The sequence below is a fragment of the Sphingomonas sp. genome, assembly GCF_004799495.1.
In the GTDB taxonomy this organism is placed as follows: Bacteria; Pseudomonadota; Alphaproteobacteria; order Sphingomonadales; family Sphingomonadaceae; genus Sphingomonas.
Map to the genome: position 1 here is coordinate 144,745 of NZ_SSMY01000004.1, position 16,051 is coordinate 160,795.

Genomic DNA, 16,051 nt, shown 5'->3' on the forward strand with positions numbered 1-16,051 from the left:
AATTATCGCGTTGCCCCACGCAATGACGCCGACCGTGCGTGCGCACGCTGGCCGGCGACATAGGTGAACGCGATGGCGCGGTCGTCGCCGAGCATTTGCAGGGCAAACAATCTGTCGAACAGCGACGCCCCGACGGTGCGGCGGGCGAGGAGCGGCGTCGCGGCGCCATCCAGCACGACGAAATCGGCTTCTTGTCCCACTTCGAGCGCGCCGACCCGGTCGCCGATCCCCATGACGCGTGCGCCGCCCGCGGTCGCGAGGTACAGCGCGCGGAACGGGTCGAGACTGGCGCCGCGCAACTGGCAGACCTTGTACGCCTCGCCCAGCGTGTGGAGCACCGAGAAGCTGGTGCCCGCGCCGATATCGGTGCCGATCCCGATCCCGACTCCGTGCCGGTCGATCTGCGCCAGATCGAACAGTCCCGACCCAAGGAACAGGTTGCTCGTCGGGCACAGCGCGATCCCCGATCCAGCCTCCGCCATCCGCGCGAGCGCCGCGTCGCTCATGTGCACGCAATGCGCGAACACCGATCGCGGGCCGACCAGCCCGAACCGGTCGTACACGTCGAGATAATCGCGCGCATCGGCGAAGCGCTCGCCGACCGCGGCGATCTCGCCGAGGTTTTCGGAGAGGTGTGTGTGCATCAGCACGTCGGGGTGCACCGCGACCAGTTCACCCGCGTCGGCGAGCTGCGCGTCGGACGATGTCAGCGCGAAACGCGGCGTTACCGCATACCCCAGCCGCCCGCGCCCGCGCCATCGCGCGATCAGCGCCTCGGTGTCGGCGCGGCCGCTAGCAGGTGTGTCGCGCAGCGTTTCCGGGCCTTGGTCCATCAGCACCTTGCCCGACACGATCCGCATGTTACGCGCGAGCGCCGCGTCGAACAGCGCATCGACCGAGCAAGCGTGGACCGTCGCGAAGACCAGCGCCGAGGTCGTGCCGTTGCGCAGCAATTCGTCGAGGAAGAAGGCGGCGATCGCATCGGCATGGGGCCGGTCGGCGAACGCGGTCTCCGCCGGGAAGATGTGGCGGTCGAGCCATTCGAGCAATTGCTCGCCGTGCGAGGCGATGCGCTCGGTCTGCGGATAATGAACGTGCGCGTCGATGAAGCCGGGGACGATCAGCCCGCCGGGGAAGGTTTCGACGGGTACGTCGACGAATTGCGCGTGCAGGTCGGCGTATGGGCCGCGGGCGAGGACCACGCCATCCTCGACGACCAGCAGGCCGTCCGCGTCATGGCGAACCGCCTCCGGGTTCGTGCGCGGGTCGTGCGGCACGCTGAGGATTTCGGCGCGAAAGGCCTGGCGGGTCATGCGGCGTCCCTCAGCGTGAGCAATTGCGCGAGCGTGGCGATGGCGATGATCTCGGGCTCCTTGCCGGTAATGCCCGGCACGCCGATCGGGCACGTCAGCCGCGTGGCGTCGATCCCGTCACGCGCCAACCGCGACAGGAACCGCGCGCGCTTGGTCTGCGATCCGATCAGCCCGACGAACCGCGCGTCGCTGCCCAGCGCGGCGGCGGTCAGGCGATAGTCGAGCGCATGGTCGTGCGTCAGGATCAGCACCGCCGCATCCCTAGGCGCACTCGCGGCGCAGGCGACCATCGCGTCGTCGGCGGCGAGCACCACACCGGGCGTGTCGGCGGCGTCGGGGCGCGGATCGTACCAGCCGAAATGCAGCGGCAAATCCGCCGCCTTGCGCGCGATCGCCCGCCCGACATGCCCGGCGCCGAACATCAGGACGGCCAGACGCTCGACGTCCGACGGCTCGACGAACGCCTCCGGACGCTCGCCGCGGGCGGAGAGCGGTGGCACCTCTCCCGGATCACCGGTTCGCTCCGTCCGGTCGCCCAGCAATCGCGTCACGACCGGGGCGTCCCGCTCGATCCACTGGCTCGCCCCCGGATCGAGATGCTCGATCATCAGCCGCACGCGCCCGCCACAGCACTGGCCAAGCAGCGGGCCGAGCGGATAGTCCTGTATGCGCCACGCGCCGACCGCGTGGCCGAGGATCGCGCGCGCTTGCTCGACCGCCTGATATTCGAGCGCGCCGCCGCCGATGCTGCCGTGCAGTCCGTCCGGCGTCACCACCATCCGCGCGCCCGGCCCGCGCGGCGCCGACCCCTCGGTCGCCAGCACCGTCACTAGCGCCGTCGGTGCACGGTCGAGCGCGGCGCGCGCCTGTTGCGCCCATTCACGCACGCGCGCGCAACTCGGCGATCGCCGCGAGGATACGTTCGGGCGTCGTGGGGGCGTCGAGGTCGGGCAGGCCCTTGCCCGGCGCCGCCGCCGCGACCGCCTGCGTCAGTGCGGAGAAGACCGAGATCGCCAGCATCAGCGGCGGCTCGCCGACCGCTTTGGAGTGATGGATCGTCGGCTCGACGTTATGGCCACGTTCCCACAGCTCGATCGTCACCCGCTCGGGCCGGTCGCCGACGGTCGGGATCTTGTAGGTCGACGGTGCGTGCGTGAGCAGCCGGCCGCGGTCGTCGAACACCAGTTCCTCGGTGGTCAGCCAGCCCATCCCCTGGACGAACCCGCCCTCGACCTGACCAAGGTCGATCGCCGGGTTGAGCGAGCGCCCAACGTCGTGGAGGATATCGACGGCGACGACGCGGTGCTCGCCGGTCAGCGTGTCGATCACCACTTCGCTCAGCGCCGCGCCATAGGCGAAATAGAGGAACGGGCGTCCGGTGTGGGTCGCGCGGTCGTAATGCAGCTTGGGCGTCGCGTAGAACCCGGTCGAGGACAGCGATATGCGCGCCATGTGCGCATGGCGACAAAGTTCAGCGAAGGTCCAGCTGGCGGCATTGGCCTGGGTCGCGGCGAAGTCGTCGAGGCGTTGCTTGATCGTCCGCGCGGCGTTGAACGCGGCCATGCCGTTCATGTCGGCGCCTGACGACGCCGCGGTGGCGGAGGTGTTGGGCACCTTGTCGGTGCGCGTCGCCGACACCTTCACGCGATCGACCGGCACGCCGAAGACGTCGGCGACGACTTGCGCCACCTTGATCATCAGCCCCTGCCCCATCTCGGTCCCGCCATGGTTGAGCTGGACCGACCCGTCGGCGTAGACATGGACCAGCGCGCCGGCCTGGTTGAGGTGCGTCGTGGTGAACGAGATGCCGAACTTGACCGGGGTCAGCGCAAGCCCGCGCTTGAGCACGCGGTGGGCGGCATTGAATTCCGCGACCGCCCGACGGCGGGCATCGTAGCCGGCACGCTCAGCCAGTTCAGCGATCAGTTCGGGCGCGACATTGTCCTCGACCGTCATGTTATACGGCGTCACGTCGCGGCCCGAACCGTAGAGATTGGCCTGGCGCACCGCGAGCGGATCGAGGTCGAGGTGCGCGGCAATCGCGTCCATCACGCGCTCGATCCCCATCATCCCCTGCGGCCCGCCGAACCCGCGGAACGCCGTGTTGGAGACGGTGTGAGTCTTCATCCGGTGCGAGACGATCTCGACCGCGGGCAGGTAATAGGCGTTGTCGGCGTGGAACATCGCGCGGTCGTTGATCGCCGGGCTGAGGTCGGCGGTCGCACCGCAGCGCGAAGCCTGGTCGAACCGGATGCCCTCGATCCGCCCGGCATCGTCGAATCCGACCTCGTAGCTAATTTCGAAGTCGTGGCGTTTGCCGGTCATCACGAAATCGTCGTCGCGGTCGGCGCGGATCTTCGCCGGGCGCCCGGTCTTCGCCGCGACCAGCGCGCACGCCGCGGCATAGGCGGCGGCCTGCGTTTCCTTGCCGCCGAACCCGCCGCCCATCCGACGCACCTCGACGGTCACCTCGGCGTGGCTAAGCCCGAGCACCTTGGCGATCAAATGCTGGACCTCGCTCGGGTGCTGGGTCGAGCTGACGACATGGACCTGGCCCTGCTCGCCAGGCGTCGCGCGCGCGGCCTGGCCTTCAAGGTAGAAATGCTCCTGCCCGCCCATCGCGACCTTGCCCGAGATACGATGCGGCGCGGCGGCGAGCGCGGCGTCGGCATCGCCGCGCGCCATCACCTGGCTGTCCTCGATCAGCGAGCCGGCGGCGCGCGCCGCGTCGATCGTGACGAGCGCGGGAAGCGGCTCGATCGTCACGCTCGCCAGCCGCGCCGCGACCCGCGCCGCGCGATGGCTGGTCGCCGCGACGACGAACAATTGCTGGCCGGGATTGAGGACCTCGCCGTCGGCGAACAACCGGTCGTCGCCGGCCACCGGGCTGACGTCGTTGACGCCTGGAATGTCGGCGGCGGTGTACACCGCGACCACGCCCGGCGCGCCGCGCACCGCGGTCAGGTCGAGCTTGACGATCCGGCCATGCCCCTCGCGCGCCAGACCGAAGGCGAGGTGCAGCGTGCCCGGCGCTTCCGGAATGTCGTCGACATAGCGCGCGTCGCCGGTGACGTGCCCGACTGCGCTGTCGTGCGGTATCGCTGCGTGGACCGCGCCGCGCAGATGAGGTGACGCGTCAGCCATCGAGCACACTCGCCGGTTCGCGCGTTTCGAACCACATCCGTCGGATCAGGTTCGCGGCAGCCTCGATGCGATACGCCGCCGATCCGCGCAGGTCGCTGAGCGGTGTATAATCGCGCGTCAGCGCCACCGCCGCGTTTTCGACGGTTTCCTCGTTCCACATTGCTCCGGTCAGCACCGCCTCGCACCCCGGCGCGCGCGCGGGAATGCCCGCCATCCCGCCGAACGCCACACGAGCCGAGGCGATGCACCCGTCGTCGATCCGCAATGCGAACGCACCGCACACCGCAGAAATGTCGCTGTCGAAACGTTTGGAGAGCTTCACGATGCGGATCAGCGTGCCGGACGCGGGGCGCGGGATACGGACGCTTTCGACGAACTCGCCTGGCTGACGGTCCTGCACGCCGTAAGACAGGAAGAACTGTTCGAGTGGCATCGTTCGCTGCTCGCCGCCGTGCCGCAACGTCAGCTCGGCGCCGAGCGCAATCAGCGCGGGCGGCATGTCGCCAATCGGCGATCCGTTGGCGATGTTGCCGCCGATCGTCCCGGCGTTGCGCACCTGCAGCCCGCCGATCCGCCGGACGAGTTCGCCGAGATCGGGATGGAACCGCGCCAGTGCGTTTCGCGCCTCGGAATAGCGCACCGCCGCGCCGATTGTCAGCGCATCCTCGTCCTCCACAACGTCGCGCAAGCCCGCGACGTCGCCGACGAAGATCATCGTGCCGAGGTCGCGCAGCTGCTTGGTCACCCACAGCCCGACATCGGTCGCGCCCGCGACGATCCGCGCTTGCGGATGCTCGACCAGCAGCGCCGCGAGCTCGTCGGCATCGTGCGGCGCGAACCAGCCCGGGCCACTCCGCGCCGGCCCGATCTTGCGGAGCAGTTCAACAAAGGCTTTATCGTCGGTCGATTGCGGCGGGTTGGCTTCGCCTGCCGCGAGGATTGGGCCGTAGCCCGTGCACCGGCACAAGTTGCCCGCGATCACGTCCTTGACCGGGGTACCGTCGGTCCCCTCGCCGCCGATGCTGCGCGCGTACAGCGACATCACGAACCCCGGCGTACAGAAGCCGCATTGCGAGCCATGGCCATCGACCATCGCCTGCTGTACCGGATGGAGCGCCCCGTCGCGCGCCAGGCTCTCCACCGTGACCAGCGCCTTGCCGTGGAGCATCGGCACGAACAAGATGCAGGCATTGACCGCGCGCCAGCGGACGCGCTCACCGTCGAGTTCGCCCAGCACCACCGTACACGCGCCGCAATCGCCCTCGGCACAGCCCTCCTTGGTGCCGGTGCGTTGCAGCCGGGTGCGCAACAGGTCGAGCACGGTCGCGCTCGGCTCGACCGCGTCGAGCGAGACGATCTCGCCGTCGAGCACGAATTGCACGGCGCTCATTCAGCTGCCCCGATAGGTCGAATAGGCGAACGGCGAGACGAGCAGCGGCACGTGGTAATGCCCTTCGTCCGCTATGCCGAAGTCGATCGCGACCATATCGAGGAACGGCGGGTCGGGCAGCGCCAGCCCTTGCGCGCGAAAATAATCCGCGACGTGGAAGCGCAGCGTGTAGGCGCCCGGCGCGAATGCCCCGTCGCTGACCAGCGCGGGGCAGCGGCCGTCCTCGTTGGTGGTGGCGCGCCCGAGCGATGCGCCGTCGCGCCACAATTCGACCATCATCCCCGCCGCCGGGCGGCCGTGCGCGGTGTCGAGGACGTGCGTGCTGAGGCTGCTCACGATGCGACCTTTCCGACCAGCCGCAACCGGCTGACGCCACCGTCGGGGATGATGTTGAGGCGCACGAAGCGGATCGGACCGAGATCGGCCAGGCCGTCGCGGAAGGTGTGGATATGGTCAGCCTGCAATTTCACTTCGGGCAGCAGCACTGGCCAGTCGACGGCCTGCGCGGCGATCTCCTCGGGCGATCCGCTCGCCTCCCGCGCCGCCTGGATGAAGCAGCGGTCGGGGTAATTACCCTTGAAGTGCGCGGTATCAACGGCGATTTCCTCGATCCGCCCCGCCGCGCCGAGCTCGAGCACCGCCCAGTCGTGCCCCGGCTCACGCCGCCGCCGAGTCTCCCAGCCGTCGCCCATGTCGACTCCGCGCCCCGGCGCGGTCAGGTTCTCGACCCGTCCGAAATGCTCGTCATTGGCGATGATCCCGCGCCCGCCATTTTCCATCGCCAGCAGGTCGATCGGCGTGCCGAAATCGGCCGCCCAGTCCTTTGCAACCCGCCCCCACACGCGCAGCCGCGCGACGCCACCGTCGGGGTAGATGTGGAGGCGGATATGGCTGACCGGATCGGCATGTTCGACCGGCACATAAACGCGGTCGTTGCCGTTCAGTGCGAGACGCGGCGTGACCTTTGCCCAACCCGCATCGTCTCCCGGCACATTCTCGTCGCTCCGGCACACCTCGATTTCGGCGCCGGGCGGGTAGTTGCCCGTGAAATGGCGCGTGTCGATCTCGAACCCCGCGACCAGCCCGGGCACGCCGAGCCGCACCACGCACCAATCGTGCCCGGACACGCGCTTGCGGCGGCTTTCCCAGCCGTCCATCCACTTGCCGTTCTCGTCGTATTTGCCGGGGATGAACACCGGCTCGGCAGGCGAAATCAGCCGCGCCTTGTCGGCGAAGAAATCGTCGGTCGCGTAGACGACTTCGGTGCCGAGCCGCGGCTGGGCGAGATCGATATATTGGCGGCGCAGATCGTCGAACATGGTCATTCCGAAGCAAAAAGAGCGGCGAGGCGAAACCCCGCGATACGGTGGATCTGCGCGATCGCGGTAGCGAATTCCGCCGCCGGATCGTTGTCGAGCCGCTCGGCGAACGCGCGGAGGATGTCGCCGCGCGTCAGTCCGGTAACGGCGATGATGAACGGATGCCCGAACCTTGCGAGATAATCGAGGTTGAGCCGCTGGAAGTCGGCAAGCTCGTCGGGTGAGCAGCGGTCGAGCCCCGCGCCGCGCTGCTCTTTGACCGACGCTTCGGCCATATTGCTCGCAACGGCCAGCTGCGGGTGCGCGCGGATCAGCGCGAGTTGCGCGTCGTGCGGCGCGGCGTCGACCGCTTCGCGCATCGCCGCCGCCAACGCCGGCAGATCGTCGAGCTCGCCGCGCGCGACCGCCGGCCACACGCCTTCCGCGACCCACGGCGACTCCTCGTACACCGGGCCGAACCGCGCGAGGAACGCGTCATGGGTGAGTGTGCTAGGCCGCATGAGGATGCGTCGCCCGCCAGTGCCGTGCGATATCGATGCGTCGGCAGAACCATACGTCCTGATGTCCGAGTGCATAGCGCAGGAACCGCTCCAGCCCGGCGATCTTCCCCGGCCGCCCGGCCAACCGGCAGTGCAGCCCGACCGACATCATCCGCGGCCGTTCCGCCCCTTCGGCATAGAGCGTGTCGAACGTGTCGCGCAGATATTCCTCGAACTGCCCGCCGGTGTTCAGCCCCGTCCCCGAAAAGCGCATGTCGTTGGTTTCGAGCGAATAAGGCACGATCAACTGCCGTCGCCCCGCGACATTCGTCCAGAACGGCAGATCGTCCGAATAATCGTCGGCGTCGTAGAGAAACCCGCCTTCTTCCGCGACGAGGCGCCGTGTGTTGGGGCTCGTCCGTCCTGTGTACCAACCGAGCGGGCGCTCGCCGGTGAGCTGCGTATGCACCTCGATCGCGCGTGCTATGTCGGCGCGCTCCACGTCTTCGGGCACCGACTGATAGTTGATCCAGCGCCAGCCGTGCGACGCGACCTCATGCCCCGCGTCGAGGAAGGCCTCGACCACTGCCGGGTTGCGCTGCATCGCCAGCGCCACGCCAAACACCGTCAGCGGCAAATCGTAGCGCTGGAACAACCGCAACAGCCGCCACACCCCCGCGCGCGACCCGTATTCATAGACCTGCTCCATGCTCATGTGCCGCGCGCCCATGACGGCCGCGGGATTGATCATGTCGGACAGGAAGGTCTCGGACGCCGGATCGCCGTCGAGGACGTTGGCTTCAGCACCCTCCTCGTAATTGAGCACGCACTGCACCGCGATCCGCGCACCGCCGGGCCAGGCGGCGTGCGGCGGTGTCGGGCCATAACCGACCAGATCGCGCGGGTAAGATCGATCGTTCAACATCATTCCCTGTCAGCCGCCCGAACGGGGCGGAATTGCACCGCCTAACCCGCCGAACGCCGCATCGGCAAGATTCACTCTGCCCGAACGGCGTTTGATTGCTTAAGACCCCCGCCTTTCAACCGGCATGCAACGAGGTAGCCGCACGATGGGTGAATGGGGGGACTGGGCGAAGCTGGCGGTGCACTGGGTGCACCTGATCGCTGGCATCGCGTGGATCGGATCGAGCTTCTATTTCATGTGGCTCGACAGCCATCTGCGTCCGCCCGTCACCCCACGCGACGGCGTGTCGGGCGAACTGTGGAGCGTGCACAGCGGCGGTTTCTACCAGCAGCACAAGTTCAGCGTCGCGCCTGCCGAGATGCCCGAGCAGCTCCACTGGTTCAAATGGGAAGCCTATTGGACCTGGATCAGCGGCTTCCTGCTGCTGTCGCTGATTTTTTACGTCGGCGCGCAAACCAACCTGATCGACCGGGCCAAACTGCCGCTCGACCAAGGGCAGGCGATCCTCATCGGCGTCGGCGCGATCGCGGGATCGCTCATCGTGTACGAAGGACTGTGCCGGTCGGTCGTGGGCCGGAACCTCGCGGTATTCGGTATCGCGTGGCTGGTCTACCTCTCGCTCGCCGCGTTCGTACTCACGCGAATCTTCTCCGATCTCGGCGCGTTCATGCACGTCGGCGCGATCATCGGCACGGTGATGGCGGCCAACGTCTTCTTCGTCATCATCCCCAACCAGAAGAAGGTCGTGGCGCAGGTCCTGGCCGGCCAGACCCCCGACCCGCGGCTGGGCAAGCAGGCCAAGCAGCGATCGGTCCACAACAATTACATGACGCTGCCAGTGCTGTTCGTGATGATCAGCAACCATTATCCGATTATCTTCGCGGCACCGCTGAACTGGCTGTGGCTAGCCGCGCTGGGGGTGATCGGTGCGACGATCCGGCATTTCTTCAACCTCAAGAACCAGGGCGTGGTCCGTTACTGGATCCTGTTCGTCGCGTTTCTGCTCTTCTTTGCGGTCGCCGCGCTCAACCAGACCGCGCGGCAGGCCCCCGTCGCGCCCGCCGGCGCCGCGCCGAGCTATGCCGAGATCCGCACGCTGGTCGATCGCCATTGCAGCATGTGCCACGCCGGTAAGCCGACGCATCCGGGGATCACCGCGCCGCCCAACGGTGCGGTGTTCGACAGCGAGGCGGCGCTGCGCGCCCACGCGCCGCAAATCCTGGAGCGCGCGGTGAAGAGCGACAACATGCCGCTGGGTAACGAAACCGGGATGACCGCGGCCGAGCGCGCCAAGCTTGGCGCGTGGATCCAGGCCAATTCGAAGGGCGATTGAGTGCGCGACGTCGTCCCCCAGCCGCTGACTGCGCAGGCCTTCGCGTCCTTCGGCGACGTGATCGAGGTGGGCGACCCCGCCGCAGCGCTGGCGATCAACTACGGCAACACCGCGCGCCATGACCGCCTGGCGGAGATCGATGTCGCGGACGGTGGCGGCGTCGGCATCATCAGCATTTTCCGCGGTCGCCCTCTCGACCCGCTCGTGCTGAAAGTGTTCGAACGCCACCCGCTGGGCAGCCAGGCCTTTATACCGCTAAGCGGACGCCCCTATCTCGTCGCGGTCGCGCCGGGCGATGCGTTCGACCCCGCTTCGGTCGAAGTTTTTTACGCGCAGGCCGATCAGGGCGTGCAGTATCGCAAGGGCGTGTGGCACCACTTCCTGCTCGCGCTCGACGCCGAAAGCGATTTCCTAGTCATCGACCGCGCCGGCCCCGGCGACAATTGCGACGAAGTCGAGCTGATGCCACGCGACCAGATCCGTGTATGCCGCTGAAATTTTAAGAATATTGCCCTAGCGCGGGGCAAGGTGCGTGGCGCTGGAGCGGGTGAAGGGAATCGAACCCTCGTCGTAAGCTTGGGAAGCTTCTGCTCTACCATTGAGCTACACCCGCCCATCGGCGATCGCTCGCCCCTGCCATGACCAGCGCGGATCGGTCAACCTGAACGTCGCGAATGTCGCGCGACGGCGGTCGCCGCAACGCGGTTAAGATCGATGGAGCGGCGTTGTCGCGCCATATTTTACCAAGTGGCCCGGAACTTCCACCCCGCTGAACGGTTTCGGGCCGCAACAGTAACGCGTACCGAAAGCCCCTTCCCTCCATGTCCCACCGCCCCCTTACCCGTCGCCGACGGCCTATCCAGGTCAGCGTGAAGCAAATCGTGCTCGCGGCGATCGTGATCGGGGTGTTCCTGTTGCTGATCACGATGCTCGGACAGGCGAACAAGCCGGGCTAGACCCGAACATCCTTCACGGCTTGCTTACCATTGCGCGCGTACGGATGCGCGCATGTATCACGATCCCGCACTCGGCACCGCTGCGGCCAAGGCCGATCCGCGTCCTAAATCCGCCGTCTCGACCGCCACTGGGCTGGTCGGGCTGGCAGGACTGCTGAGCTGGGTGGCGGTCGCGCGGTGGTTCGGGATGGACGGGCCGTACGCCGCGCTCGTGAACGTCGCGGCGGCGGGCGTGCCAATGGTGCTGTGGTCGGTCCTGGTCGACAAGGTGCACCGTAACCCATCGACCGGGATCGACTGGTCCAACGCCCGGCCGTGGCGCGAGACGATCGACGTGTCGATCACCAAGCTCGCCGGGCTGTGGCTGACGTGGGGGGCGATCGCCGCGATCTACATGGTCGGGCGCTTCTATTGGGTGGGCGGTTTCGCCTTTTCGATGTGGTGCTTCATGTGGCTCGCGCCCGTGCTGTTCGTCGTGTCGATCCCGTACACGCTCTGGCTCGACCGCCGCATGGTCGAGCCCAAGGACGGGTGCTGGAGCCTCGGCGCGTGGCTGATGGGGCTGAACGAGCCGATCGACAGAGAAGCGATCTACAATCACCTGAAGAGCTGGGGCGTGAAGGCGTTCTTCACGGCCTTTATGCTCGCGATCGTGCCGCCCGGGTTCGGCGATTTCATTCGCGGCGACATCAGCGGGGTGCTCGACAATCCGGTGGTGCTCGCCAACTGGCTGATCACCTTCATGTTCGTGATCGACGTGGCGTTCGCGACCGCGGGCTATCTGCTCGCGATGAAGCCGCTCGATTCGCACATCCGCACCGCCAATCCGTACGCGGCGGGCTGGATGGCGGCGCTGATCTGCTATCCTCCGTTCGTGCTGATGGGCGATGGCGGCCCGCTCGATTACCATCCGGGGACGTTCGGCGAGGATGGGTGGTGGAATTGGTTTGCCGGTTACCCCGTCCTGCTTGGCGTGATCGGCGCGGTGCTGGTCGGGCTGACCGGCATTTACGCCTGGGCGACCGTCACGTTCGGCTATCGCTTCTCCAACCTGACGCATCGCGGGATCCTGACCAACGGACCGTATGCCTGGTCGCGCCACCCGGCGTATCTGTCAAAGAACCTGTTCTGGATGATCTCGACCGTGCCGTTCCTGACCACGGGGAGCTGGGTCGACGCGGTGCGCGCGACCGCGCTGATGGGGATCGTCGCGGGGGTCTATTACTGGCGCGCGCGGACCGAGGAGCGCCACCTGCGCACCGATCCGGCGTACGAGGAATATTACCAGTGGATGGAGCGCAACGGCGTCGTGCCGCGCTTCTTCCGTTGGTTGCGGGGCAGCCCGGCGCTACCGGTCCCCGTGCCCGCGCCGGCCGCTAAAAGCTCATCTCGCCGTAAACGCGGCTGATATCGCCGCTCCATTCGCCGTTGTAGCGGTCGAGCAATAGCTGCGCCGGGACCTTCCCCGTGCGCACGACCTCGCGCAGCGGCTCGATGAACCCCGTTTCGTTGCTCCCGCCGGCATCCAGTCGGGCGCGGGCGGTCAGCCCGGCGTGCGCGATGTCGAGCACTTCGCTGGCGATATCACGCAACTTCCCGCCGTCGGGCAACGGCGCGTCGAGCGCGAGCTCGGGCACCGCATTCCTGAGCGCCTCGCGGTCGGCCATCGACCAGTCCTTGACGAGGTCCCACGCCGCGTCGAGCGCGCCCTGGTCGTAGAGCAGCCCGACCCACAACGCCGGCAGCGCGCAAATCCGGCTCCACGGCCCGCCGTCCGCCCCGCGCATTTCGAGGAAGGTCTTGAGCCGCACTTCAGGAAAAGCGGTCGAGAGGTGATCGGAGAAATCGTCGATCGTCGGCTTCTCGCCGGGCAGGATCGACAGCTCGCCCTTGAGGAAATCGCGGAAGCTGAGGCCCGACGCGTCGAGATACTGGCCCTCGCGATAGACGAAGTACATCGGCACATCGAGCGCGTAATCGGCGTAGCGCTCGTACCCGAACCCGTCCTCGAACACGAACGGCAGCATGCCGGTGCGGTGCGGATCGGTGTCCGACCAGATATGGCTGCGGTACGACAGCATGCCGTTGGGCTTGCCTTCGGTGAACGGCGAGTTGGCGAACAGCGCGGTGGCGAGCGGTTGCAGCGCCAGCCCGACGCGGAACTTCCGCACCATGTCGGCTTCGCTCGAATAATCGAGATTGACCTGGATCGTGCAGGTACGAAGCATCATGTCGAGTCCGAGCGACCCGACGCGCGGCATGTGCCGCAGCATGATTGCGTAGCGCCCCTTGGGCATGATCGGCAGCTCGGCGCGAGTCTTGTCGGGCCACATGCCCAAGCCGAGAAACCCGATCCCGAGCTTGTCGCCGATCGCCTTGACCTGCTGAAGGTGCCGTCCGGTTTCGGCACAAGTCAGGTGGAGGTTCTCGAGCGGCGCGCCCGACAGTTCGAACTGACCAGCGGGCTCGAGGCTGACCGACCCGTCGGCGCCGGTCAGCGCGATGATCTTGCCATTCTCCTCGACCGGCTTCCACCCGAACTCGGTCAGGCCATTGAGCAGGTCGCGGATCCCGCCGGGCTCGTCCCAAGAGGGGGCGCGGTGATCGTCGGTGCGATAGACGAACTTCTCGTGCTCGGTGCCAATCCGCCAGCGCTCCGCCGGCTTCTCCCCGCTCGCGAAGAAATCGATCAGCTGCTGCCGGTCCTCGATGACCGCTGCGTTCGTGTCCGTCACGGTCTTCGTCGTCATGCGCGGCGATTTAGGGCTGCGGGAAGCGGCGCGCTAGGCCCAATCGCCCGCGACGCTCATCCAGATCGAGACGGCGGCAGCGGCGGCGGTGTCGGCGCGCAGGATGCGCGGGCCAAGGCTGATCCCGACGGCCTGCGGGAGCGCGCGAATCGCCTCGCGCTCGGCATCGTCGAACCCGCCCTCGGGACCGATCAGGATCGCCGCCGGGCCGTTGTGCGCCGCCATCGCTTCGGCGGCGAGCGCCCCATCCAGTTCGTCGGCGAAGAACAGCGCACGGTCACCCGGCCAGTCGCGCAGCAACGCGTCCAGCTTAACCGGCTCGGCGAGCGCGGGAAGCGCCGTGCGGTCGCATTGCTCCGCCGCCTCGATCATGTGCGCGCGCAGGCGTTCGGTGTTCAACCGGTCGATCACCGTCCGCCGCGTGACCACCGGGACGAGCCGCGCGACGCCCAGTTCGCACGCTTTCTCCGCGACCCAGTCGATCCGGCCCTTCTTGATCGGCGCGGCGCACAGCCACAAATCGGGCACCGCGTCGCGCGGGCGGAGGTGCGCGGTCACGTCGAGGATTAGGTCGCGCCTGGCGACGATGCTCGCGACGCCGAGCCATTCCCCCGTCGAATCGTCGAACAGCTTGACCGGGTCGCCCGCCTTCAACCGCAGCACCGATAAGAGGTAATGCGCCTGCCCGCCGTCGACACGCACCTGTCCGCCCTCTGCTAAAGGCGTTTCGACGAACAGCCGTGGCGTAGAGCGCGGGGGCCAGGCGGGCGTAGCAGGCATGCCCTCCCTTTAGCGCCGCCTTCGCATCATGCGCCACCCGATCAGCAATGCCGCGATGCCCGTCGCGCCGCCGATCAGCGCCAGCCCCGCTGCCTGGGCGATCCCCCAGAACAAGGTTTCGGCGAACCGGGCGATGGCGACGGAGAGATGGACCATGCAAAGGCCCTAACGGTTGCGGCGCGTCAGGATATCCGCTGCCAGTGCCGCGTCTGGCAGAACATCCCGAGGAAACACCCTTCCGCCTTCAACGTGTTGCGGTCGAGCATCGTGATCGTTCCAGATATCGTCATGTCGCGGTCGGGCACATAGACCGTGCCCTTCCACTCGCTCGGCCCCGATTCGCGGAAATCGCGCAGCAATTGCATGCCGATGATGTTGTGGTCGCGCGCCGCGACCGACGCCTTGGTCTTGTCATCGGCCCAGATCACGGTGGCGCACATGTTGGCGCCGCACGGCGCGGCCTTGATATGGACCGTATTGTTGGTGTTGCGCCACACCCCGGTCCACGACGACACGATCGCGCGCGCCGGGCCAGCCTCGGCGGGCGTGGCAAGCGCGACGGGCGCCAGCGTCAGCGCGGCGGCGGCCAGCAATCGGGACACGGTCAGCTTCATCACGCACTCCAAACATGCCGCCCCCGCCTTCTTCCTGTCGTCGCAGCATGACGACAGTGAGGCAAAGCGTGGCGCTGGTGCGGCAATTGCCGTTCGCCTAGTGAACGCACGATGACTGTGGAACCCGAAATCGTCCCCGACACGCAATATCGCGGATTGGTGGGGATGTTGCCACCCTATCCGCGCGCGCTGGCGCTGCTCGCGCGGTTCGACCGGCCGATCGGGTGGCAATTGCTGTTCTGGCCCGGCGCGTGGGGCGTCGCGCTGGCGAAGGGCGCGTGGCCGTGGATGGAGGGAACGCGCTGGGACCTGATCCTGTGGCTCGCATTGGGAAGCATCGCGATGCGCGGCGCGGGGTGCGTGTACAACGACATCGTCGACCGCGATCTCGACCGGCAAGTGGCGCGCACGCGCAGCCGCCCGCTCGCGAGCGGCGCGGTGTCGCTCCGGGCGGCGTGGGTCTGGCTCGTCGCGCTGTGCCTGATCGGGGTCGTCGTGCTGCTCCAGCTCCACCCCTATGCCGCGGTGGTCGCGCTGGTCAGCCTCGCGCCGGTCGCCGCCTACCCCTTCATGAAGCGCATCACCTGGTGGCCGCAGGCGTGGCTCGGTATCGTGTTCTCGTGGGGCGCGCTGGTCGGGTGGAGCGAGGTGATGGGGTCGCTCGCGATGCCCGGGCCGCTGCTCTATTTGGGGTCGGTGTTCTGGGTGATCGGTTACGACACGATCTACGCGCTGCAGGATGTCGAGGACGATGCGCTGGTCGGCGTGCGGTCGTCGGCGCGAGCGTTGGGGGCAAGGGTGAAACCCGGCGTCGCGACCTTCTACACGCTCGCGCTCGCCTGCTGGGCGGCGGCGTTCTGGCAATTGCGCCCCGACTGGCTCGTGCTCGTCGCCCTGCTTCCCGCCGCGGTCCATTTCGCCTGGCAGGTCGCGACGCTCGTCCCCGCCGACGGCGCCAACGCGCTCCATCGCTTCCGCGCGAACCGCTACGCCGGCTTTCTCATTTTCATGGCATGCCTCGTCGTCGGGCAAACCAGCTTTTGACCTT

17 protein-coding genes and 1 tRNA gene are annotated in these 16,051 nt (G+C 67.6%); 5 read left to right on the forward strand and 13 right to left on the reverse strand.

Annotation, left to right across the window (positions count from 1 at the left end; translation table 11 throughout):
• Positions 1-2: 2 nt before the first annotated feature.
• The 8 genes from guaD to puuE are packed head-to-tail and all read right to left on the reverse strand — an operon-like array spanning position 3 to position 8,567.
• Positions 3-1,313, reverse strand: a complete 1,311-nt coding sequence (gene guaD, locus E7773_RS04460; protein ID WP_293988727.1) for a guanine deaminase — start codon at positions 1,311-1,313, stop codon at positions 3-5.
• Positions 1,310-2,200, reverse strand: coding sequence for a xanthine dehydrogenase accessory protein XdhC (gene xdhC, locus E7773_RS04465; RefSeq protein ID WP_293988730.1), 891 nt, complete (start codon positions 2,198-2,200; stop codon positions 1,310-1,312). The genes guaD and xdhC overlap by 4 nt, the downstream gene beginning before the upstream one ends.
• Positions 2,193-4,457 carry a xanthine dehydrogenase molybdopterin binding subunit gene (xdhB, locus tag E7773_RS04470; protein ID WP_293988733.1) on the reverse strand — a complete coding sequence of 755 codons (2,265 nt, stop codon included), beginning with the start codon at positions 4,455-4,457 and terminating at the stop codon, positions 2,193-2,195. Before xdhB ends, xdhC begins: the two co-directional genes overlap by 8 nt.
• A complete protein-coding gene (gene xdhA / locus E7773_RS04475; RefSeq protein ID WP_293988735.1) occupies positions 4,450-5,847 on the reverse strand; it encodes a xanthine dehydrogenase small subunit in 1,398 nt (465 codons plus the stop codon). Before xdhA ends, xdhB begins: the two co-directional genes overlap by 8 nt.
• Positions 5,848-6,183, reverse strand: coding sequence for a hydroxyisourate hydrolase (gene uraH / locus E7773_RS04480; protein ID WP_293988737.1), 336 nt, complete (start codon positions 6,181-6,183; stop codon positions 5,848-5,850). It abuts the gene before it with no gap.
• The gene (gene alc / locus E7773_RS04485; protein WP_293988739.1) at positions 6,180-7,172 is read right to left on the reverse strand and encodes an allantoicase; all 993 of its coding nucleotides are present in this window, start codon (positions 7,170-7,172) and stop codon (positions 6,180-6,182) included. The genes uraH and alc overlap by 4 nt, the downstream gene beginning before the upstream one ends.
• The gene (uraD, locus tag E7773_RS04490; protein ID WP_293988741.1) at positions 7,169-7,666 is read right to left on the reverse strand and encodes a 2-oxo-4-hydroxy-4-carboxy-5-ureidoimidazoline decarboxylase; all 498 of its coding nucleotides are present in this window, start codon (positions 7,664-7,666) and stop codon (positions 7,169-7,171) included. The genes alc and uraD overlap by 4 nt, the downstream gene beginning before the upstream one ends.
• Positions 7,656-8,567, reverse strand: coding sequence for an allantoinase PuuE (gene puuE / locus E7773_RS04495; protein ID WP_293988743.1), 912 nt, complete (start codon positions 8,565-8,567; stop codon positions 7,656-7,658). The genes uraD and puuE overlap by 11 nt, the downstream gene beginning before the upstream one ends.
• 148 nt (positions 8,568-8,715) lie before the next feature.
• Between puuE and E7773_RS04500 the strand changes: the two genes are divergently transcribed.
• Both E7773_RS04500 and E7773_RS04505 read left to right on the forward strand, forming a co-directional pair.
• The gene (locus E7773_RS04500) at positions 8,716-9,903 is read left to right on the forward strand and encodes a urate hydroxylase PuuD (protein ID WP_293988746.1); all 1,188 of its coding nucleotides are present in this window, start codon (positions 8,716-8,718) and stop codon (positions 9,901-9,903) included.
• Entirely contained in the window at positions 9,904-10,398 is a 495-nt protein-coding gene (locus tag E7773_RS04505; RefSeq protein WP_293988749.1) for an ureidoglycolate lyase, read from the forward strand.
• 44 nt (positions 10,399-10,442) lie between these two features.
• On the opposite strand, the gene E7773_RS04510 is transcribed toward E7773_RS04505, so the two are convergent.
• Positions 10,443-10,516, reverse strand: a tRNA-Gly gene (locus E7773_RS04510).
• A gap of 208 nt (positions 10,517-10,724) precedes the next feature.
• On the opposite strand from E7773_RS04510, the gene E7773_RS04515 reads away from it, so the two are divergent.
• Together E7773_RS04515 and E7773_RS04520 are read left to right on the forward strand one after the other, a co-directional pair.
• Positions 10,725-10,859, forward strand: a complete 135-nt coding sequence (locus tag E7773_RS04515; protein WP_293988751.1) for a hypothetical protein — start codon at positions 10,725-10,727, stop codon at positions 10,857-10,859.
• 52 nt (positions 10,860-10,911) lie between these two features.
• Positions 10,912-12,267: an isoprenylcysteine carboxylmethyltransferase family protein gene (locus E7773_RS04520; RefSeq protein WP_293988754.1), complete on the forward strand. Its 1,356-nt coding sequence runs from the start codon at positions 10,912-10,914 to the stop codon at positions 12,265-12,267.
• On the opposite strand, the gene E7773_RS04525 is transcribed toward E7773_RS04520, so the two are convergent.
• Genes E7773_RS04525 through E7773_RS04540 form a run of 4 tightly spaced genes read right to left on the reverse strand, consistent with a single transcriptional unit; the run spans position 12,236 to position 15,003 of the window.
• Complete coding sequence (locus E7773_RS04525; protein ID WP_293988756.1) at positions 12,236-13,609, reverse strand: glutamate--cysteine ligase; 1,374 nt, start codon at positions 13,607-13,609, stop codon at positions 12,236-12,238. The two genes, E7773_RS04520 and E7773_RS04525, sit on opposite strands and share 32 nt — an antisense overlap.
• A gap of 33 nt (positions 13,610-13,642) precedes the next feature.
• The gene (locus tag E7773_RS04530; RefSeq protein ID WP_293988758.1) at positions 13,643-14,389 is read right to left on the reverse strand and encodes a 16S rRNA (uracil(1498)-N(3))-methyltransferase; all 747 of its coding nucleotides are present in this window, start codon (positions 14,387-14,389) and stop codon (positions 13,643-13,645) included.
• 9 nt (positions 14,390-14,398) lie between these two features.
• The gene (locus tag E7773_RS04535; RefSeq protein WP_293988760.1) at positions 14,399-14,545 is read right to left on the reverse strand and encodes a hypothetical protein; all 147 of its coding nucleotides are present in this window, start codon (positions 14,543-14,545) and stop codon (positions 14,399-14,401) included.
• A gap of 26 nt (positions 14,546-14,571) precedes the next feature.
• Complete coding sequence (locus E7773_RS04540) at positions 14,572-15,003, reverse strand: DUF2147 domain-containing protein (protein WP_293988762.1); 432 nt, start codon at positions 15,001-15,003, stop codon at positions 14,572-14,574.
• Between the two features lie 111 nt (positions 15,004-15,114).
• Between E7773_RS04540 and ubiA the strand changes: the two genes are divergently transcribed.
• Positions 15,115-16,047: a 4-hydroxybenzoate octaprenyltransferase gene (gene ubiA / locus E7773_RS04545; RefSeq protein WP_293988765.1), complete on the forward strand. Its 933-nt coding sequence runs from the start codon at positions 15,115-15,117 to the stop codon at positions 16,045-16,047.
• Positions 16,048-16,051 lie beyond the last annotated feature (4 nt).